This window comes from Streptomyces iranensis, from assembly GCF_017874715.1.
Lineage (GTDB): Bacteria > Actinomycetota > Actinomycetes > Streptomycetales > Streptomycetaceae > Streptomyces > Streptomyces iranensis.
Map to the genome: position 1 here is coordinate 231,958 of NZ_JAGGLR010000009.1, position 19,900 is coordinate 251,857.

Consider the following 19,900-nt stretch of genomic DNA (forward strand, 5'->3'; position numbering starts at 1 on the left):
AGCAAACACTTCATCCCTGGATGGACAATGGACGACGTGAACACTTCAGCGAGCGAGACCTTGGGGCACCGCATCCGCAACCGCTCCGCGACGCTCTCCACCGGAGAACGGGCGGTGGCCGACTACCTGCAACGACACCCCGAGCAAACGGCCATCTCCTCGGCCGCGAAGCTCGGCGAGATCACCGGGACCAGCGACGCCACAGTGATCCGCACGGCCCGCAAGCTCGGCTTCGACGGACTCAACGACCTCAAGCGCAGCCTGGTCGAGCACCTGACCCGCCGCCGCAATCCCGCGCAGGTCCTCGACGACCGGGTGCAGCGGCTGAGCCCGGCGGAGCACGGCGTGCTGCGACCAGTGATCGACGCCGGGCTCGCGCTGCTCGGTGAGGTGCCCGCCCTCGTCGAGAGTGACGAGTGGTCCCGCTCGGTGGCGGCGATCAACGAGGCCGAGCATGTCTGGGCGTACGGCATCGGCCCCGGCGCCTCCGTCGCCGAACACCTCGCCTTGAGCCTCAGGCGCGTGGGCAAGGCGGCCGATGCCTGGACGGCGACCGGATTCCGCCTCGCCGACGACCTCCTGCGGCTGCAACCCTCCCACGCGGTGGTCGCCGTCGCCCCACTGCGGGTGTTCCGCGAGATCGGCATCCTTCTCGATCACGCCCATCGCGTCGGCGCGAGCAGCATTCTGCTCACCGAAGCCACCGACGAAGGCAGGGGAACCCGGGCGGACATCTTGCTGCCGTTGCCCGACTCGACCGACGGGGCGGCGAACGAACTCATCGCGCCGCTGACGATCCTGCACGCCATCGTGCTGGAGCTGGTCGCGGCGCGGCGTTCCTCCGCCGTCGACCACTACCAGCAGCTCAACGCCCTGCGTACCGAGATCGCGGGCACCGAACTCGACATCAGCCAGCTGCCGGAGCTATGAGCCATGCATGGTTGTGGTCATGCCGCCGGACCTCTCAATGCTTATTCGTCCGCTCGACCGAAGTAAGAGGCGATAAGCGCGTTGAGAGGCAGAGACGAAAAGTGAGCGAGCGCTGTAGGAGCCGCCTATAGCGCTTGGGAACAGGCGGGACCGGGCGGCGTCGAGCGCCCGAAGGTGCGGCGGTAGGCGGTGGGGGTGGTGCCCAGCGCGCGCCGGAAGTGCAGCCGCAGGTTGGCCGCCGTGCCCAGCCCGCAGCCCCGCGCCACCCGGTCCACCGAGTGGTCCGTGGTTTCCAGCAGTTCCCGCGCCCTGCTGAGGCGGGCGCCCTGCAACCACTGCAACGGGGTCGTGCCCGTCTCCTCGGTGAACCGGCGCATGAAAGTACGCTGCGAGAGACCCGCGTGCCGGGCGAGCACGCGCAGCGTGAGCGGCTCGCCGAGCCGCTCCAGGGCCCATCCCCGGGTACCGGACAGCGACGCCTCACCGGCCACCGCGACGGGAGCCGGTACGTACTGGGCCTGCCCGCCATCCCGGTGCGGGGCGGCCACCAGACCGCGGGCGATCTCGTTCGCCACCACCGCCCCCAGGTCGCGGCGCACGAGGTGCAGACACAGGTCGATGCCGCAGCACACCCCGGCCGAGGTGAGCACGTCGCCCTCGTCGACGTAGAGCACGTCGCGGTCGACCGTGACGGCCGGGAAGCCCCGCTCGAACTCGTCGATATGCCTCCAGTGGGTCGTGGCGTGCAGCCCGTCCAGCACGCCCGCCGCGGCCAGTGCGAAGGCGCCCGTGCAGATCGACACCACACGTTTGCCCCGGTCGCGGGCCTCGGCCAGCGTGCTGAGCACGGCGTCCGGCGGCCGGAGGATCGGTTCGAATCCCGGCACGATCACGGTGTCGGCGCCGCGCACCTGCTCCAGTCCCCCGTCGGCGACCAGGGCGAAACCCGCGGTGGTGGTCACCTTCGCGTCCAGCGCGCACAGGGTCATCTCATAGGGGGTTTCCGGCCGGGTGGTGAAGATCTGCGTCGGGATCGCCAGGTCGAGCGGGGTGACCCCGTCCAGCGCCAGGACCGCGACTCGATGCACTGTCATGGCAAGATCCTATCGAAGTGAGGTAATTTTGCCTCTCGCCAGGTCAGGGCGGTCGCGGCCAGGCTGAAGACATGACCGGACCTACCCGCGAGGCGACCGCCGACCTGATCACGCTGCCCGGCACACCGCTTGCCGACGCCGTCATGGATCTCATCCGGCCGGTGGAAACGCCGTCCGTGTTCAACCACAGCATCCGCAGTTACCTGTTCGCCCGGCTGGTGGCCGGCCGCCTCGGCCTGGCCGTCGGCCACGACTACCACGACGACCTGCTGTTCGCCGCGTGCGCGATGCACGACCTCGGCGTGGCGTCGGACGGCCCGCACGGCCGGCGGTTCGAGGTCGAAGGCGCCGACCGGGCCGCCACATTCCTCACCGACCGCGGAGTGCCCGCGGCCGACGCCGACCAGGTCTGGCAGGCCATCGCCCTGCACACCTCGCCGGGTATCGCGGAACGCCGCGGCACGCTGTGCGTGCTCGTCCGCGAAGGCGTCGCCCTCGACTTCGGCGGCCCACTGGGTGCCGACCACGTCGAAGCCGTCACCGATGAGCAGGCCGACGCGGTGCACGCCGCCTATCCACGGCTGGACATGATCCGCTCACTCACCGACGCGATCGTCGCGCAGGCCGCGAAAAACCCGAAGAACGCACCCCGGTACACGATCCCCGGCGAATTCCTCCGCGAACGCGAGACCTTCGGCCGGACCCGGCTGGAGCACGCCTGCCGTTCGTCCCGCTGGGGCAACTGACCCCACGGACTCCACCGCCCCGTCAACAAGGAAAAGGAACCACCACAATGACCGTCCACACCGTCGAGGTCCCCGAGGACAACACGGTCTTCGGGCAAACCACCGGCGCCTTCGCGAGCTTCGGCTATTCCGCCGCGGTCCGCGCGCACGGCCTCCTGTTCATCGCCGGAACGATCGGTCGCCGCGCCGACGGAACCATCCCGGACACCATCGAGGAACAGACCGAGATCGCCATCCGGAAGATCGAGGAGATCCTTCGGCTGGAGAATCTCGACCTGACCGCCCTCGTCGACGTCACCAGCTACCACGTCGACATCCGCCGGCACCTGCCCGGCTTCGTCGAGGCCAAACAGCGCCTCGTCGAAGCGCCCTACCCGACCTGGACGATCATCGGGGTCAGCGGCCTCGCCAGCCCGGGACTCCTCGTCGAAATCCGCGCGACCGCCGCGTATCCCGACGCGGCCCGGTAGACCGCCGCTCCTGGGCCCGCTCCCGGGCCCAGGAGCCCGTCACGACTGACGCGGTTGCGAGGTTCGCGATCCAGGATCGATCAGGAATCGCAGAGGCCGGTGCAGGCGTACAACCCCAGGGTGCCGCAGCCGAATTGCGTGGTGGAGCAGTCGAAATCGAACTGACACTTGATCACCGTGCCGCACCATGGGTCAGCCTGGGAACAGTTGCAGTCACGCAAGGCGGACGCCGCGCCGTGCGGCGCTTCCCTGTGCGCCGTTCTCGGCTCGGCGGGCGAGCCGAGAACGGTGAAGAGCGCGGCGGCCTCGTCGTAGCCGAAGGCATCACGTGCGCGACGTCCGAAGTCGACGTCCCACGCGCTGGGCGCCCGGCGCGGGGCGCTCAGCCCAGCCGGGGTGGCGGCGGAACGAGCGGCGGCGAGCACCGCGGACTGGTCACCGGTCAGATCCGGGTTGCTCGCCCGGTAGCGGTCGAACTGCTCCCGCCAAAAGGCGCTGCGAAGTTGCGGGGTGATCTGCCGGTAGATGGCACGGCGGTAGTCGAGCGGATAGCCGACGAAGTCGTCGTACGTGGTGGGCAGCTTGTGGGCGTTCGCGCGTACCCAGGCACCAGCGGGGTCGCTGGCGTAGGCGGGGAGCTGTCCGCGGATGATCAGCGTTCCGGCGATGGCGGTTCCCGCACCGAATTGCAGGAACTTCTTCCGGGTGACCCCGCGGCCGTGCTCCTCGTTGTGGGCGGCGGTGAGTTCATTGCGCAGCCCGCCCAGGGCGTATGTGACCTTCACCGATGACACAGGGCCGAGGTGCCGCAGCAGGGGGAAGACCATTGAACGTCCGGTCCACGCGCGCACCGAGCCGACGGTGACGCGGAAGAGCACGGGTTTCCATTCAGCGTCCTCACCCAGGGTGGCCTGTCGCCACTCCACCGCTTCCGGGTGATTCAGCGGAACGGTCTCCAGTCGTCCGGAGCAAGCTTTCCGAATCCTCTCGGAGAGGCGCCTGCAGCTACCACAAGACGAGTCGAAGGCTAAGACCCAACGACTCGACGGAACGGATTCCCGAGATGTCATTGCGTTCCTCCGTCTGTGAGAGAACAAGAGGTATAGCGCGAGCGGGACGGGACCGGTCCCGTCCCGCTCGCCACTTGGCGGGTCACTCGTGGCGGGGAGGGCGCGGGTCTTCCAGGCGGGAGAGCCAGGTCGTGAGCAGTGCTTCGAGCGTCTCTGCCTCCACCGGCGTCAGCAGATTCAGCAGGTGGCGTTCGTTGCGCATATGGTCGGTGAACGCCTGGTCGATCAGTTCGCGCCCGGGTCCGGTGAGGGCGACGATCCTGCCACGCTGGTCGTCGTCCGAGCGGCGGCGGGTGACGAGTCCGGCGCGCTCGAGGCGGTCGATCCTCTTGGTCATCGCACCGGTGGTGACCATGGTGTGGGCGGCGAGCTCGCCAGGAGCGCGTTCATAGGGTTCGCCGACGCGGCGCAGTGCGCACAGGACGTCGAACTCTCCCTCGTTGAGGTCGTAGCGGCCGTATACGCGGCAGAGTTCTTCGGTGAGCCGGCCGGCCAGGCGGTGCAGTCGGCCGATCACTCCCTGCGGAGAGGTGTCGACGTCGGGCCGTTCGCGGCGCCAGTCGGCCTGGATGCGGGCCACGCGGTCCAGCGGTTGCCGATGTTCCATGGAAGACAAATATAGCTTCCCGGGAAGCTATATTTGTCTTCCATGGAAGCTAATGCGCGTTGGGTGGCGCTGACCGCGGTCGCGCCGGTGGCGTGGGGAGCCAACTACTTCGTCACCCACGAGTTCCTCCCCGCCGGGAGCCCGCTGTACGGGGCCGCTCTGCGGGCGCTGCCCGCGGGGCTCGTCCTGCTGGCGTTGTGCCGGTGGCGTCGGCCGCACGGTGCGTGGTGGTGGCGGTCCGCGGTGCTCGGATCGCTCAACGTGAGTGTGTTCTTCGTCCTCGTCTACGTCGCCTCCCAGCTGCTGCCGACGAGCGTCGCATCGACCGTCATGGCGGTGTCCCCGCTGACGATGACGCTCATCGCCTGGCCCCTGGTGGCCGAACGGCCCAGGACCGCGCACCTGTCCGGTGCCGTGGTCGGGCTCGCCGGGGTGTGCCTCATGCTGCTCTCGGGAGCGGAAGGGGTGAGCGTGCCGGGAGTTCTCGCTTCGGCCGCCGCCATGCTGGTGTCGTCCTTCGGTCACATCCTGACCAAGCGGTGGAGCGCCGGTACCGATGTGCTCGCCTCGACCGCCTGGCAGCTGACCGCCGGAGGGCTGTTCCTGCTTCCGGCCGCCGCGGTGGTGGAGGGCCCTCCACCCGCCCTCTCCACACCGGCGGTCGTCGCCTTCGGCTACGTCTCCCTGGTCGCCACCGCGCTGGCCTTCACCGCCTGGTTCACCGGGCTGCGGCACCTGCCCGCGGGGACCGTGGGTCTGATCGGGCTGCTCAACCCCGTCACGGGCGTGCTGCTCGGCACCACGGTCGCCACGGAGGTGCTGACCGTCCAGCAACTGTGCGGACTGGTCCTCGTCCTGGCCGGAGTCGTCCTCGGCCGGCCCACCCGCGCGGGCCGACGTGGCACCGGCCGGACGCCCGCTCAACCTGACACACACGCCCACCCCGTACGGGATTCCTCACCCTCCCATCCTCAACACCGGTGAGGACACTGGGAGTTTGGCTAGGGTGCTCCCGAAAGGCAGCGCGGGGAGGCACTCATGGGGTACGGGTGGCCCCATGTCTCGCACGTTGAGTTCAACGAAAACCCGCGCCGCGCTCCGCGTATCGTCGCGTATCTCCCTCGAATTGCTTTTGATCCTCGTCATGGCCGCGGCGGTGCTGTGGGCCCTGGGCCAGATGTGGTCGGTCATCTGGCCGCTCGTCGTCGGCCTGCTCCTCACGACGCTTACCTGGCCCCTGGCCCGCGTTCTGCGCGGGTGGGGGTGGCCTCCCGCGCTGGCCGCCTCGGTCGTGACCCTGCTGTTCCTCCTGGTCGCCACGGGTATCGTGGCGCTGATCGCGGTGCCCGTGGCATCCCAGTCCGGTGAACTGGCCGACGGCGTGACCGAAGGCATCCAGCGGGTGCGTGAATGGGCCGCCGGGCCGCCGCTGAACATCGACGATGCCCAGATCGCGCAGGCCACCGACTCCGCGGCCGCCCGGTTGCAGAGCAGTGCGGGCAGCTTGGTCACCGCTGTCGTCGCGGGGGTGAGCACAGTGGTCGACGGTGTGATCACCGCCGTCCTGGCGCTCTTCTTGATGTTCTTCTTCCTCAAGGACGGCCCCCGGTTCCTGCCGTGGCTCGCCCGTCAGCTCCCCGGCCGGCTCGCCACCGACATCCCCGCCGTGGCCGAGCGCAGCTGGGACACCCTCGGCGCCTTCGTGCGTTCCCAGGCGTTGGTGGGCCTGCTCGACGCCATCCTCATCGGGCTCGGGCTGTGGGCTCTGGGAGTACCGCTGGTGCTGCCGCTGGCGGTCCTCACCTTCATCTCCGCGTTCATCCCCGTCGTGGGGGCCTTGTTCGCGGGTGTGGTCGCGGTGCTCATCGCGTTGGTGTTCAACGGTCCGACGGACGCGCTGATCGCGCTGGCGATCATCATCGTGGTGCAGCAGCTCGAGGGCAATGTGTTCCAGCCCATGATCCAAAGCCGCGGCCTCGGCCTGCACGCGGCGGTCGTCCTGCTGGCGGTGACACTGGGCAGCAGCCTGGCCGGGATCGTGGGCAGTCTGCTCGCCGTACCGGTGGCCGCGCTGATCGCGGTGGCCTGGAACTACGTACGCGAACAGCTCAGCCATCCGCCACAGGAGCCGGAGAGCGACGAGCAGCCCGCCGGTGGCGCTGTCGTGTCGTAGCCCCTCGGCGTCGTGCGCCGGGGGCAAGGCCCCCGGCGCCGCTGGGGCGGATCCTCACAGTTCGCCGAGCCAGGACTCCGCTGTCATGACCCGCGCGCCCCGTCCGGGGAAGATTCGTGCCATGAGGAAGTCATGGACGTCCGCCTCGGCGTCCGCGCAGGCGTCGCTCAGGACGGTGACCCTGTAGTCGCGGTCCAGGGCGTCGTAGAGCGTTGCCGCGACCATCGCACCGGTCGCCACGCCTGTCAGCGCGATCGATTCCACATGGTGGGCACGCAGCACCAATTCGAGTTCCGTTCCGACGAATGCGCTGGTGCGGCGCTTGGTGATGACGACGTCCCCGGGTCGCGGCGCCAGTTCCGGAATGATGTCCGTCCCCCCGGCCCCCTCATGAAACAGTGAGCCGGCTTGGTGAAACGCGGTGAGTACGGTGTTGTTCTCGGAGACATCGACCCCCGATGCCCGCAGCTCCGTGCGCACGAGGACAACGAGGACGCCGTGCGCGCGAGCCGCGCGTACCAACTCCCGCATCGGGGAAACGGGCGCTCGGCTGAACGGATAGTTGGCCAGGATGCCTGTCTGCATGTCGCCGATGATGAGCGCGGTGTCGGTGCGGCTGGTCATCCGATCCTCTCCGTGTCGTGGGGCTGGGGCAGTGGATCCTGGGCGGTCGACTGTTCCACCTTTCGCCCGGCCGTCAGCAGGATCACCAATCCGGCGGTGAGCATAAGGGCGATGGCCAGGAGTGCGTAGCTGAAGTCGCCGGTCGCGTCCGCGATGGCGCCGGTCATGTAGGGGCCGATGAAGCCGCTGACGTTGCTCACCGAGTTGATCAGCGCGATGCCCGAGGCCGCGGCGGCACCGGTCAGGCACAGCGGCGGCAGTCGCCAGAACTGCGGCATGGCGGTGAAGACACCGGAGACGCTGACGCAGAACGCCCCGATGAACAGGACGTCGTTATGGGTGAGGGTGGCCAGCACCAGGCCCACGGCACCGAAAGCCAGGGGTACCGCCGTGGAGAACACCACGGACCGGCGCGCCGCCACCCTGGCCCAGGCGAGCATGGCGACGATGGCGATGGCCGAGGGGATACCGGCCAGCAGCACGCTGCTGACATCCGAGGTCGTCGACGCGTTCCCGGTGAGAGCGGAGATCATCGTCGGGAGGAAGAACGCGATGGGGTACAGGCCGAAGACGATGGCGAAGAAGGCGAAGGACAGCATCCACACGCGTCCGCTGGAAAGCGCCTGACGCATCCCGGTGAGCGCGCCGTGCGCGTTCTGCTGGGCGGTTTCCAGGGTGAGTCGTTGCTGGATGGCGTCCTTCTCCCGGGGTGTCAGCCACTTCGCGTCGGCGGGCCGGTCCGGCAGCAGGCCGTAGATCAGGGTTCCGGACAGGATGGTGACGAGGCCCTCGGTGAAGAACAACGACCGCCACCCGGCGAAACCGGTGAGCTGTTCGCCCCAGGACAGCATGGCGGCGGCGAGGGGCGATCCGATGATGCCGGACAGCGGAATCATGATGAAGAAGATGGACATGGCCCATGCCCGCTGTCTCCTGGGGAACCAGAAGGTCATGTACAGCAGGATCCCGGCGGCCAGCCCGGCCTCCGCGAACCCGAGCAGGATTCGCATGACGTAGAGCTGGGCAACGCTCTGCACGGCCGCGGTGCCCATGGTGACGAGGCCCCAGGAGACCAGGATTCGGGTGATCCATTTCCGCGCTCCGAACCGGCGCAGCATCATATTGCTGGGGATTTCCACGAGAATGTAGCCGATGAAGAACAGGCCGGAGGCCAGGCCCAGCTGTCCGGCGGTGATGCCGAGGCTCTTGTTGAGCGACTGTGCCACGTAGCCGAGATTGGCACGGTCGATGTAGCTCATCACGTAGGCGAGGCCGATGAGCGGGATGATGCGGATACCAACTTTGCGCCATACACGGCGCATGTCATCGTCTGTCTGTGTCAGGGCGGTGACCTCGGCCATGACGGGGTCCTCTCGGTGAGCGGGGTCCGAGGATGGTGAGGTGGGGGGTGTGGACGGTGGAGTGGGGGGCGGGACGGCGCTAGTGGCGCCCAGCGGCGCGCCGTCGCTGTGTTGCCGCCGTGTCGATCGCGCCGTCGGGGGTGATGACGACTCCGTAGTCGCGGGTCGCTCCGGAGGCGGTGACCTTCCCGTCGAGTACGTCCCGCAGGACACGGTCGGGATCCCTGGTGAAGGGGTCCCCGTGGCCGCCTCCGCCCGCGGTGACGTGCCGGTGGCGTTCGCCGGCGGCGAGGAGCTGGACGACCTTGGCGGGGAGTATCTGCTCCAGTGGGGTGCCGGGGTTGAGGATGTTGGACGACGGCGTGCCCTGGGCTCCGCCCTGGAGACCGTAGGGCAGGTGCGTGCGCCGGTCGGAGCGGATCTGCACCGAGACCGTGGGGGCGAGAACCGTCATGTCGCGGAAGGTCGACAGGCCGCCGCGCCACCGGCCGGGGCCGCCGGTGTCGGGCAGGTAGCCGTAGCCGTCGATGCGCACATGGCCGGACTGCTCGAGTTCCTCCACCGGTACGTTGGCCAGGTTGGCGCCGAGCGGGCTGACGCCGTCCACCCCGTCGCGGTCCGGACGGGCTCCCCAGGCTCCGCAGAGGATGTCCCACAGGACGTTGGTGGTTCCGTTCTCCCCGGTGATGCCGATGGCCACGGAGTCCGGGCCGCCGTCGCCCGCGGCCGGGACCCGGTCGGGGAAGACGGGAGCCAGCGCTCCGAGGACGGTGTCGATGATGCGGTAGGCGACCAGGCCCCGGGCGCCGCGGGCCGAGGGCCTTCGGCCGTTGAGGATGGAGGCCTCGGGGATCGTGAAGGTGAGGGGCCGGTAGAAGCCGCTGTTGGCCGGGATGTCGGATCCCAGGGCGCCCTGGATGGCCGCGTAGGAGGCGGACCGGGTGAAGGACTCGGTGGCGTTGAGGGCCGAGGCGACCTGGGGGGAGGACCCGGTGAAGTCCACGTGCAGGGTGTCCCCGGTGATGGTGACGGTGACGCGGAAGGGGATGGGCGGCGAGCCCATGCCGTCGTCGTCGATGAAGTCCTCGAACGCGTAGGCACCGTCGGGGGCCTTGGCGAGCGCCGCGCGCAGCAGGGTCTCGGAGTAGGCGAGGAGTTCCTCGTTGAGTGCGGCCAACCCGTCCGTGCCGTGGCGTTCGGCCAGGTCCTTGAGTCCTTCCCCGCCCGCGTGACACGCGGCGAGCTGTGCCTCCAGGTCGCCACGGAGAAGGTCCGGCTCGCGTACGTTGCGGAGGATGAGCGCGAGGAAGGTCTCGTTGAGCGTGCCCGCGTCGTACAGCCGGGACGGCGGTATCTGCACGCCTTCCGCGAAGATGCTGGTGGACTGCACCGCCATGGATCCCGCGGCCCAGCCTCCCACGTCCACGTGGTTGACGACGGTGACCGAGTAGCCGAGCAGCTCCTGCCCTGAGGTGAACACCGGGGCGATCGCGAAGATGTCGGGCAGGTGCATGCCGCCCAGGTCGGGGTCGTTGAGAAGGTAGACGTCGCCCGGGTGGACGGAGTCGCCGAAGGCCGTCAGCACGGCGCCCATGGCTTCGGGGATGGAGCCGAGGTGCACCGGACAGGTGTTGGCCTGCGCGATCACCCGTCCCGAGGCGTCGCACAGCGCGGCCGAGAAGTCCATGCTGGAGGCGACGATCTGGGAGTGCGCGGTGCGCAGAATGGTGATCGCCATCTCGTCCGCGAGTCCGGTCACCGCGTTCCGGTAGACCTCGAACGTGGCGGCGTCGCTGATCGGGCGCGGGCTCATGAGGTTGCCTCCGGGGCTGTGGTCGTCCAGCTGATGACGATGTTGTTGAAGCGGTCGCGGTGGGCGGTGGCCGCCGGCGGTACGAGGGTGGTGGCATCCATGTCCTCGATGACGAGGGGGCCTTGCCGGGGCTCCGTTGACAGTGCGGCGCGGGGGATGACCGGGGTCGGCTCGGTCCGGTCGAATCGGCACTCCCGAGTCGTTTCGGCACGGGGCGCCGACGGCGGCAGGCTCAGGAGCCGCTCGACGCCGACGGGATTGCGCACCCGTCCGCGGACGCGGAGGTTGACGATCTCCACGAGCTCATCGGTACCGGCGCGGCCGTAGGTGCGGTGGTGCTCGGCGTGGAACCGCTGCCGCACGGAGGCCATCAGGCCGGAGTCCAGCTTCCCGTCGGGGACGGTGACGGACAGCTCGAACCGCTGACCGCGGTAGCGCATGTCGAAGACCCGCCGCACCTCGGTGTGCGCCGAGGGGGCGACCTCCCCCAGCGCCTCGGTGACTTCCTTGGCCATCCGGTCGAACTCCGCGCCGAGCAGGTCGAGTGCGTCGAGGTCCGCCCGGTGGGGCACCACCGCCTGCCGTTCGGTGTCGGCGACGAGGAGTCCCAGGCTGCTGAACAGCCCGGTGTGCACGGGGACGATGACGGTGTCGATACCGAGTTCCCGGGCGATGGCCGCGCCGTAGAGGGGCCCGGCGCCGCCGAAGGCCACCATGACCGCCTCCCGCGGATCGCGGCCGCGTTCGCTGGTGACGGCCTTGACGGCCTTGGTCATGCTGGACACGGCGACTTCGTAGGCTCCGCGCGCGGCCGCCGGGATGTCCACGCCGAGGTCATGGGCCACCGGGGCGATGGCCTGCCGGGCGAGGTCCGGCTCGATGGCCACCCGCCCGCCGGCCAGGGCCTGCGAGCTGAGGTAGCCCAGGACCACGTTGGCATCGGTCAGCGTGGGGCTGGTCCCTCCGTTGCCGTAGCAGGCGGGACCGGGCCGGGACCCGGCGCTCTCCGGTCCGACCCGCAGGGATCCGGCGACGTCGGTGGAGATGACGCTGCCCCCGCCCGCACCCACTTCGGCGATGTCGATGGAGGGCACGCGCAGCGCGTATCCCGCCCCCTTGCCCATGCCGCGGGTGATGTTCATGCCCCCGCCGACCTCGTAGTCGCCGGCGACGAACGGTTCCCCGTCCTCGATGAGGGATGCCTTGGCCGTGGTGCCGCCCATGTCGAGGGCGACCACCGAGTCGAGGCCCATGAGCTGGGAGAGTTTCCGTACGGCGATGACGCCGGCGGCGGGCCCCGACTCGATGATCTGTACCGGGCGCCCCACCACCGAGGGCGCGTCGAGGAGACCACCGCTGGACTGCATGATCATCAACGGCGCGGAGACGCCCGCTTCCCGCAGACCCTCGCCGAGCGCCGTGACATAGTCATGGACCTGGGGGCCCACATAGCTGTTGACGACCGCGGTACTGGTGCGCTCGTACTCCTGCATCTGAGGCGTGATGTCGACGGAGGCGGTCACAAATGTGCCGGGCAGGAGGGCCCGCAGTTCGGCGGCGACCCGGCGCTCTTCCTCGGGACGGACATAGGAGTTGATCAGACACACCGCCACCGCCTCGATGCCCGCGGCCCGGATCTCGCCTGCCACCCGCGCCAGTTCGGCGGAGTCCGCCGGAGGCTCGAGGTGGCCGTCGGCGGTGATGCGCTGGTCGATCTCATAGCGGTGCCGCCGGGGAACCAGCGGGGTCGGCCGTTGCCAGGAGAGGTCGTACAGCAGGGGGCGGCGCAGGCGCCCGAGTTCCAACACGTCCCGGAATCCCCGCGTGGTCACCAGGGCGGTACGTGCTCCCCGCATCTCCAGAATGGCGTTGGTGGCCACCGTGGTGGCATGCAGCATCGCCGTGACCTGGTGCGGGAGCGCGTCCGCCGCGGAGAGCGCGGCCCGGGTTCCGCCGAGGACGCCGCTGCCGAAGTCCGGCGGTGTGGAGAGGACCTTCACGGGGACGACCCGGCCTCCCGGGCCCAGGGCGATGACATCGGTGAAGGTCCCACCGATGTCGGCGGCGACTCGCCAGCTTCCGTCGGGATCGGTCAAAGCGGGTCCTGGCATGTTCGGCTCCTTGAAAGGCGGCCCTGAAGGGGCTCCCTCGTGCCACCCCTCCGGCAGTTGCGATGACCATAAAGCAGATCTGAGATCTCAGCAATGAATGAGTAGGATCTCTTCGTTGCCCGTGACGGCACCTCGTCGTACCGCGCGCGTCGACTTCCGTTCCCGTTACTCCGCGACAGACCGGCGGGCCCCCCTCCCCCGCCTCAACTCCCCCAGCCGCCGCCCTACTTCCTCGAGGTCGGCGGCGGATCCCCCGTACACCATGCGGACATGGGTATCCGGCCCCGCGAAGGCGTCTCCCGCGATGGCCGTCATGCCGTGATCCAGCAGCAGCCGCTCCAGCCGGCGCCCACGGAATCCGAGCGGGGCGCAGTCGACGAAGACGAAAACGCCCGCGTCGGGGCGCACCGAAGCGAGGCCGGCGCCCTCCAGTCCGCCGCGGAGGATGTCACGCCGGGCTCGCATGGTGGCGAACTCTTGTTCGATCCAGTGTTGCGGGCCGGTCATGACGGCATACGCCGCGGCCTGGGCCACGTCGCCGACGTTGATGGCGTCCCATTCGAAGGCATGGTGGATCGGCTCCAGCAGATGGGCGGGGGCGTGCACATAGCCGACCCGCCAGCTGGTGAAGGCGTAGTTCTTACTGAGGCTGGTGACCGTGACCAGGTCCGGATGGTGATCGCGCAGCAGCATTTGCGGCACATAACCGGGCCCGTCCCATACATACCGCTCGTAGGACTCGTCGGAGAAGACGATCAGACCGTGGCGCGCGGCGACCGCCAGAAGCTGACGCAGCCGCTCCCGGCTGGGCACATAGCCGGTCGGATTGTTGGGGTTGCAGATCAGCAGTGCCCGGGTGGCCGGAGTGACCGCGGCCTCGACAGCCGCCGGGACATGGTCCCAGCCGCGGCTCTCGTCGGACGGTACGTACACCGGCCGGGCTCCCGCCAGGCGGATCATGCCGTCGAAGAAATAGCTCGGAGCGGGGATCACGACTTCGTCGCCCGGCGACAGCAGAGCCCTCAGCACCACGCTCATCCCGTGCTGGGCGCCATGGGTGATCAGCAGCTCGCGCCCCGGGTCCACCGCGAGCCCGTACGCGGCCTCAAGACGCGAAGCGATCGCCTGGCGGAGTTCTCCGGAGCCGCGACTGCTCCGCGGGAACACCTCGCCCGCGGCAGTCCGCACCGCCTCCACGACGTGTTCCGGCATGGGCAGCATCGGCACCCCGCGGAAGGGGACCATGGCCGCATGGCCCGGCGGCGCCGTCCGGGCACGGTCGGCGAGTTCGAGGGCCGGCAGACGTTCCAGCTTCATCGGGTTCCCTTCACGGATCTTGGCGCGCCGGGCAGCCGGGCAGCCGGGCCCAGACGGTCTTGCCGTCGGGATGCCGTTCGGCCGTGAGACTCCCGCCGAATTCGGTGAGCAGTGCGTCGACGATCGCCGTTCCGCGGCCATGGGTGGATTCCGGGGAGACGGCCGTCGGCCTCGGAACGTCCCGAGAGTTGTCGCGGACACCGAGTTCCAGCGTTCCGTCCACGCCGATCCTGAGAATGACGACGATGCTCGGCGTGAACACGCCCGCGTGATGCACGGCGTTGGTCACCAGCTCCGAGGCGATGAGGCCGACGCTGTGGACCAGCTCACCTCCCTCGGGGATTCCCCACTCGAGGAGGGTCTCCACCAGGGCACTCCGGACCCCGGGCACATCGGCGGCGGAAGGCGGCAGAGAGAATGTCCGGTCGCTCCGGCAGAGCGCTGTGGCGTTCATAGTGATCATCTCGATGCGGCAGGAGGCGGGAGTCTGAGATTCCACCCCCCATCTAGGATCTTAGATGTTCTCTATTGAGATCTTACATCGGCCCGGAAAACCACTTCAACCCCCGGGGAACGCGAAATGAATCCGGCCCTCCGGGATCAGGTGACGCTGATGCTGACCTCGGCGAGTGACGCATGGGACACAAGCTGGTCGATGATCTGCTCCTGGGCGGTCCGCGTTCTGGCGCCCATGGCCGCACGGGCCCCGGCCGGGTCACGGTCCCGGATGGCCTCGAGGATCTCCCGCCGCTGGTGCGCGGCCGGTTCCGAGAAGGGCAGGGACTTCAGCGTGATCCGCAGGACTCGCTCCAGCTCGTCGAAGACCCGGATGACCGCCTGGGCCAGCATGTCATTGCCACACCGGTTGGCGATGATCGCGTCGAACTCGAGGTTGGCGCGGAGGAACGCGTCGAGACTGGCCGGGTCCCCCGTCTCGTACGTGGCCGACAGGAGCTCCTCCATCCGGGCAAGATCGCGCTCGGGGCAGCCGATCTCTGCCGCGAGACCCGCCGCCTCGACCTCCAGCAGCCGACGGAAGGCGCAGAGATCACGGGTCCCCTTGAGGGTGATCGGCAGGATGCGGTAGCCCGAGCGGGGCAGCGCCTGCACCAGACCGTCCCTCTGCAGCCGGGTCAGGGCCTCCCGGGCGGGCATCGTACTGGCGCCGGCCCGGCGCGCGAGGGTCGACTTGGTGACATGAGCGCCAGGTTCCAGCTCGAGCTCGATGATCTGGCGCTTGATGGTGGCGTATGCGCGCTCGGTGGCGCTGAGGCTCGGATGATCTTCGCTCAGGATGGCCGGCAGGTACTTCACACGTCCACCTTAGCGCAATTGCGATCTCACATCGCTCACTCGGAGATCTCAACGCAACTCCCTTTGATCGGCCGCGCGTCGGCCGCGTGGGCGGCCACCGCGAGCTGCGCGCCGCGATCGGCCTGCTCGGCCTGCTCCTCGTCTACATGATCCGCTCCTGGATGACCGAGACCACCAGCGGAGCCTGGCCCCGCGTCCTGGGTGATGCCGGGCCCCCGGCGCGGGCCGGGGGCCGGGGTGAGGGGGGTCAGGGGGTCATCGGTCGCAGCTGAGGGCGCGGAGGGAGATGGCGTCGCTCATCACGCGCATGCCGGTGTCATTGGGGTGGAGGTGGTCGCCGCTGTCGTAGCCGGGGTCCATCCGGGTGGGCGCAGCGGGGTCCCTGACGGCCTTGTCGAAGTCGACGACCGCGTCGAACTCGCCGCTGGTGCGGATGAAGGCGTTGACCTGTTGGCGGACCGTCTCGTCGACGGCCTCGTACTCCCGCCAGCCCTCGTACGGCATGACGGTCGCCCCGACGACGCAGACGCCACGCGCGTGGGACCTGGCGATGATCTGCCGGTAGCCGGCGATGAGGTCGTCGGCCGTGGGGCCCGGCGTGGCCTTGATGTCGTTGATGCCCTCCAGCAGGATCGCCGTGCGCGCACCGGCCTGGGAGAGCACATCCCGGTCGAGTCGCTTCAGCGCGCTCTCGGCCGAGCCGTCGGCGAGGATCTTGTTGCCGGAGATTCCTTCGTTGGCGACGCCCTTGAGCCGGGAGCGGGGGTCGGCGAGCAGCCGTCGGGCGAGGAAGTCCGGCCAGCGGCGGTTGGTGTCCTGAGTGGAGGCGGAGCCGTCGGTGATCGAGTCGCCGAAGGCGACGACGGCGCCGGTGCGGGACGGGGGCCGCACGACGGCCGCGTCCAGGTAGTACCAGGAAGTGATCTGCTGGGAGTAGGCGGCGGCGCCCTCCTCCGCGGCGTGGTCGCCGACCGGTGCGACGTATTGGGTCGCGCGGGCCCCCTTGTGGCCGGTCGCGAGCGTGCCCGCGCTGCGCACGTAGAGGCTGATCGCGAGGTCCGACTGGGGCCGGACGTCGCCGGGCAGCGGGTCGCTGTACACGACGCCGCCCGCCGGTACGGTCACCGACGACGCGCCGCGGAAGGTCAGCCGTCCGTTGCTGCCGGGCACGACCGCCGCCCCGGACTCGCGTACGCCGGCGTAGGCGTGGCCGAAGGTCACCGGCTGGTCGCCGTAGGCGTTGGAGAGCCGGATGCGCAGGTCCCGGCCGCCGACACTGGTGTGGACGACGAACCGGTAGGTCAGGTCCTGGGTGGCGGTTCCGGCCGGGTAGGCGCTGGAGGCCCAGGTGACGACGGAGGAGCGCGGGGCGGGGGGCGTCGCGGGCCGGACGGCGGGCCGGGCGGCGGACTGGGCGGCGTAGGACTCGGTTCCGGTGGCCACGAAGGCCCCGAGGGCGGCGGCGGTCGCGGCCATGAGGCCGAAGGCGCGTGCGGATAAGCCCGGTCTCTGCATGATGCGGCCTTCCTTCTCTCGACAGTTCAGTGATCGGATGAATTGATACGCAATTCCGACCCGGCTGTCGAGAGAGAACGCCAAACTGCCCGGGATTAGCCTCTTGCCACCTCATGGTCATCGGATCTATTCGAGGGACGTACGTACGGCGTCGTCATCGCATGCGCGTGTACCGATGCACACCGTCGGCGCGGGCCGCCGTCACCTGCCCCCGCAGCACGAGGACATCCAGATGCGCGGCCGTCTCATGGACCGCGAGCATCTGGTTGAAGGCGGTCAACTCCCCGAACGGCACTGCCCGGCGCGTCCATGCGAGTTTCCGGGCCACCGCGTGGGCGTCGAGCGTGTCCTCGCCCAGCGCGGCCAGGCTCCTGGCCAGCCGGTCGTCGTGGTGGGCGAGCAGTTCGGCGACCCGGGTGTGGGTGGAGTCGGCGACCGGTCCATGGGCGGGCAGCAGGCGGGCGTCGGCGTAGCGGGTCATCAGCCGCAGCGAGTCCAGATAGTCGGCGAGCGGATGGCCGCCCGGCTCGGCGAGCTCGAAGCCGATGGACGGGGTGATGTGCGGCAGGACATGGTCCCCGGAGAACAGCAGCCCCCGCTGTTCGTCCAGGAAGACCACATGCCCCTTGGTGTGTCCGGGAGTGGGCACGACCCGCAGCTCACGGTCGCCGAAGCGGAGGGCTCCGGCCTGCAGCCAGCGGTCCGGGGCCTCCCATACGCTCGGGTCGTAGCCGCCGTGGTCCATCGCCTCGACGCGGTCGGCGAGTTCCCCGGCGCCCGCCGCGCGCAGGGTCCGCAGCGAGCCGACGGGCTGGTCGCTGCGCAGTCGGTCGAGCATCTCCAGGCCCGGACGCTCCCCCGCGCCGAGGTAGACGCGCGAGCCGAGCAGCCGGCGCAGCTCCACCGCCTGGGTGTAATGGTCGCGGTGGATGTGGGTGACCAGGATATGGCTGATGTCGCCGGGGTCGCGCTCGATGGCGCCCAGGGCCGCCTCGAGCGTCTTGCGCGCCTCGGGAATCGCCCAGCCCCCGTCGATCATGACGATACCGCCGTCGTCGTCCAGATCCTCCAGGAGGTAGACATTCACGGCGTGCAGGCCGTCGTTGGGTAGCGGCAGCGGCACGCGGTGCACCCCTGGCTGTACGGTCTGGACTCCGGCCGCCGCCCATGGAGCCTGGTCGAACCGCGTTGTCATGCTCCTCCTTCGCGGGTGTGCAGCCTGACGGCCAGGTCCCGGGCCCCGCCCCGGTCGAGCTTGCCGACCTTGGTCTGGGGCAGCTCCTCGACGTCGTAGACGTACTCGGGCCACTTGGTCTTGGACAGACCGACGCTCTCCAGATGGCCGGTCACCTCGCCCAGTTCGACGCCGCCACCGTCCTCGGCGACGACGAGCAGCGCCACGCGTTCGCCGAGGACATCGTCGGGGACCGGTGTGACACAGGCCCTGGCCACGCGCGGATGGCTGGCGACCGCGCGCTCTATCTCGGTGATGTCGATGTTGCGGCCGCCCCGGATGATGATGTCCTTCTCGCGGCCCATGATGCTGATGGTGCCGTCCTCGTGGGCCATCAGCAGATCGCCGGTGGGCAGGTAGCCGTCCTCCGTCAGTGCCGGTGGATCGGTCCTGCCCTCGCGGGCGTATCCGAGGAAGAGGGAAGGGCCGCGGACCTGCGCCCGGCCGGTCACCCCCGGACCCGCCACCTCGCCATCGGAGGTGAGCGCGCGCACCTCCGTGCCCGGGAAGGGGCGGCCGTCCCTGCCGAGCCGGACCTCCTCGGGGTCGTCGGGGCTCGGCGAGGTGTGGCCCAGGCATTCGGACATGCCGAAGACGCGGAGGATCCTCGTGCCCAGCGACCGCTCGGCGCGGGCCAGTGCGCCGCGGTCCATGGGCCCGCCGCCCACGGTGATCGACCGGACGCCCCGGAGGACGCCGGAGCCGGCCGCCTCGGCACCCATCTGCAGCGCCATGGTCGGTACGCACATGGTCCAGCGGACGCGCGCGTCGGCCATCCGCCGCAGTGCGACCGCCCGGTCCCACTTACCCGTGAGGACGAGCGGCCCGCGCAGCAGGAGGGAGAGATAGACCCCGAAGCAGTAGGCCGCCGTGGACGACAGCGGCACGATCGCGGCGACGGCGTCGCCCGGCGCCAGGCCGTTGACGGTGACGGTGCTCGTGGCGGCGTAGCGCAGTGCCCGCTCGGACTGTACGACGCCCTTGGGCCGCCCGGTCGACCCGGAGGTCAGACCGATGAGCGCGCCGCCCGACCACCGCGCCACCTCGCGCCGGTGGGGTGCGGACCGGCAGGTCCAGCCGTCGAGGACCGTCCGGGCCGGGCCGGGGAGCCGGGTGCCTACCGTCCACTCGTCCATCGCCGAGGGCTCGGCGACGACGGCGTCCGGGCGGATGTCCTCCCATGCGGCGGCGAACTCGGCGGGTGTGGTGTGCCGATTGACCACCGCGAGAACCCCGCCCCGCAGGCCCACGGCGAGGGTGGCGGCGATGGTGCGCCATGAGTTGTCGGCCTGGACCAGGACGGTGCCCACCGACCCGCCGCCCGCCGGTCCGTCGGGCGCCCGTCCGTCGGGCGCCCGTCCGTCGGGCGCGGCGGCGGACAGCTCTGCTGCCAGCCGTACGGCCTCTTCGAGCAGTTCCCTGGCCGTATGGCTGCCCGTGTCGTCGATCACGGCGACGAAGTCGGCTTCGTCCGCCTGCTGCTGGAACTCCCGCACTACCTGTCGCATCCTGCCCCTCGTT

At 69.8% G+C, this 19,900-nt stretch carries 18 protein-coding genes and 1 pseudogene; 6 read left to right on the forward strand and 13 right to left on the reverse strand.

Annotated elements, in window-relative coordinates:
* Positions 1–27: 27 nt before the first annotated feature.
* Complete coding sequence (locus J2Z30_RS18565; protein WP_044568221.1) at positions 28–930, forward strand: MurR/RpiR family transcriptional regulator; 903 nt, start codon at positions 28–30, stop codon at positions 928–930.
* 125 nt (positions 931–1,055) lie between these two features.
* On the opposite strand, the gene J2Z30_RS18570 is transcribed toward J2Z30_RS18565, so the two are convergent.
* Positions 1,056–2,024, reverse strand: coding sequence for a GlxA family transcriptional regulator (locus J2Z30_RS18570; protein WP_044568222.1), 969 nt, complete (start codon positions 2,022–2,024; stop codon positions 1,056–1,058).
* Positions 2,025–2,095: 71 nt separating this feature from the next.
* On the opposite strand from J2Z30_RS18570, the gene J2Z30_RS18575 reads away from it, so the two are divergent.
* Positions 2,096–2,770 (forward strand): HD domain-containing protein, encoded by a 675-nt coding sequence (locus J2Z30_RS18575; RefSeq protein ID WP_044568223.1) that lies wholly within the window; start codon positions 2,096–2,098, stop codon positions 2,768–2,770.
* Between the two features lie 47 nt (positions 2,771–2,817).
* Positions 2,818–3,240 carry a Rid family hydrolase gene (locus J2Z30_RS18580; protein ID WP_044568224.1) on the forward strand — a complete coding sequence of 141 codons (423 nt, stop codon included), beginning with the start codon at positions 2,818–2,820 and terminating at the stop codon, positions 3,238–3,240.
* Between the two features lie 80 nt (positions 3,241–3,320).
* Here the strand turns inward: J2Z30_RS18580 and J2Z30_RS18585 are convergent, their stop codons facing one another.
* Both J2Z30_RS18585 and J2Z30_RS18590 read right to left on the reverse strand, forming a co-directional pair.
* Positions 3,321–4,118, reverse strand: a complete 798-nt coding sequence (locus tag J2Z30_RS18585) for a bacteriocin fulvocin C-related protein (protein ID WP_209468735.1) — start codon at positions 4,116–4,118, stop codon at positions 3,321–3,323.
* 274 nt (positions 4,119–4,392) lie between these two features.
* On the reverse strand, positions 4,393–4,917 hold the full coding sequence (locus tag J2Z30_RS18590) for a MarR family winged helix-turn-helix transcriptional regulator (RefSeq protein WP_044568226.1): 525 nt from the start codon (positions 4,915–4,917) through the stop codon (positions 4,393–4,395).
* A gap of 42 nt (positions 4,918–4,959) precedes the next feature.
* Between J2Z30_RS18590 and J2Z30_RS18595 the strand changes: the two genes are divergently transcribed.
* Both J2Z30_RS18595 and J2Z30_RS18600 read left to right on the forward strand, forming a co-directional pair.
* Entirely contained in the window at positions 4,960–5,901 is a 942-nt protein-coding gene (locus tag J2Z30_RS18595) for an EamA family transporter (protein WP_044568227.1), read from the forward strand.
* A gap of 73 nt (positions 5,902–5,974) precedes the next feature.
* Positions 5,975–7,090: an AI-2E family transporter gene (locus tag J2Z30_RS18600; protein ID WP_044568228.1), complete on the forward strand. Its 1,116-nt coding sequence runs from the start codon at positions 5,975–5,977 to the stop codon at positions 7,088–7,090.
* A gap of 54 nt (positions 7,091–7,144) precedes the next feature.
* Here the strand turns inward: J2Z30_RS18600 and J2Z30_RS18605 are convergent, their stop codons facing one another.
* The 7 genes from J2Z30_RS18605 to J2Z30_RS18635 form a co-directional block, all read right to left on the reverse strand.
* Entirely contained in the window at positions 7,145–7,714 is a 570-nt protein-coding gene (locus J2Z30_RS18605; protein WP_044568229.1) for a cysteine hydrolase family protein, read from the reverse strand.
* A complete protein-coding gene (locus J2Z30_RS18610) occupies positions 7,711–9,075 on the reverse strand; it encodes an MFS transporter (RefSeq protein ID WP_044568230.1) in 1,365 nt (454 codons plus the stop codon). Before J2Z30_RS18610 ends, J2Z30_RS18605 begins: the two co-directional genes overlap by 4 nt.
* A gap of 79 nt (positions 9,076–9,154) precedes the next feature.
* Complete coding sequence (locus J2Z30_RS18615; protein WP_044568232.1) at positions 9,155–10,888, reverse strand: hydantoinase B/oxoprolinase family protein; 1,734 nt, start codon at positions 10,886–10,888, stop codon at positions 9,155–9,157.
* Positions 10,885–12,999, reverse strand: a complete 2,115-nt coding sequence (locus J2Z30_RS18620) for a hydantoinase/oxoprolinase family protein (protein ID WP_044568233.1) — start codon at positions 12,997–12,999, stop codon at positions 10,885–10,887. Before J2Z30_RS18620 ends, J2Z30_RS18615 begins: the two co-directional genes overlap by 4 nt.
* A 165-nt stretch (positions 13,000–13,164) precedes the next feature.
* A complete protein-coding gene (locus tag J2Z30_RS18625; protein WP_044568234.1) occupies positions 13,165–14,316 on the reverse strand; it encodes a pyridoxal phosphate-dependent aminotransferase in 1,152 nt (383 codons plus the stop codon).
* A 10-nt stretch (positions 14,317–14,326) separates the two neighbouring features.
* Entirely contained in the window at positions 14,327–14,779 is a 453-nt protein-coding gene (locus J2Z30_RS18630; protein ID WP_308279966.1) for an ATP-binding protein, read from the reverse strand.
* Between the two features lie 137 nt (positions 14,780–14,916).
* Entirely contained in the window at positions 14,917–15,630 is a 714-nt protein-coding gene (locus tag J2Z30_RS18635; protein WP_044568235.1) for a GntR family transcriptional regulator, read from the reverse strand.
* 83 nt (positions 15,631–15,713) lie between these two features.
* Between J2Z30_RS18635 and J2Z30_RS52130 the strand changes: the two are divergent.
* Positions 15,714–15,836 (forward strand): annotated as a pseudogene (locus tag J2Z30_RS52130) (AraC family transcriptional regulator); the annotation flags it as partial.
* 49 nt (positions 15,837–15,885) lie between these two features.
* On the opposite strand, the gene J2Z30_RS18645 reads toward J2Z30_RS52130, so the two are convergent.
* The 3 genes from J2Z30_RS18645 to J2Z30_RS18655 form a co-directional block, all read right to left on the reverse strand.
* Complete coding sequence (locus tag J2Z30_RS18645; protein ID WP_044568237.1) at positions 15,886–17,145, reverse strand: SGNH/GDSL hydrolase family protein; 1,260 nt, start codon at positions 17,143–17,145, stop codon at positions 15,886–15,888.
* 154 nt (positions 17,146–17,299) lie between these two features.
* Positions 17,300–18,340, reverse strand: a complete 1,041-nt coding sequence (locus tag J2Z30_RS18650; protein ID WP_044568238.1) for an MBL fold metallo-hydrolase — start codon at positions 18,338–18,340, stop codon at positions 17,300–17,302.
* Complete coding sequence (locus J2Z30_RS18655; protein ID WP_044568239.1) at positions 18,337–19,887, reverse strand: class I adenylate-forming enzyme family protein; 1,551 nt, start codon at positions 19,885–19,887, stop codon at positions 18,337–18,339. Before J2Z30_RS18655 ends, J2Z30_RS18650 begins: the two co-directional genes overlap by 4 nt.
* Between the last annotated feature and the right edge of the window lie 13 nt (positions 19,888–19,900).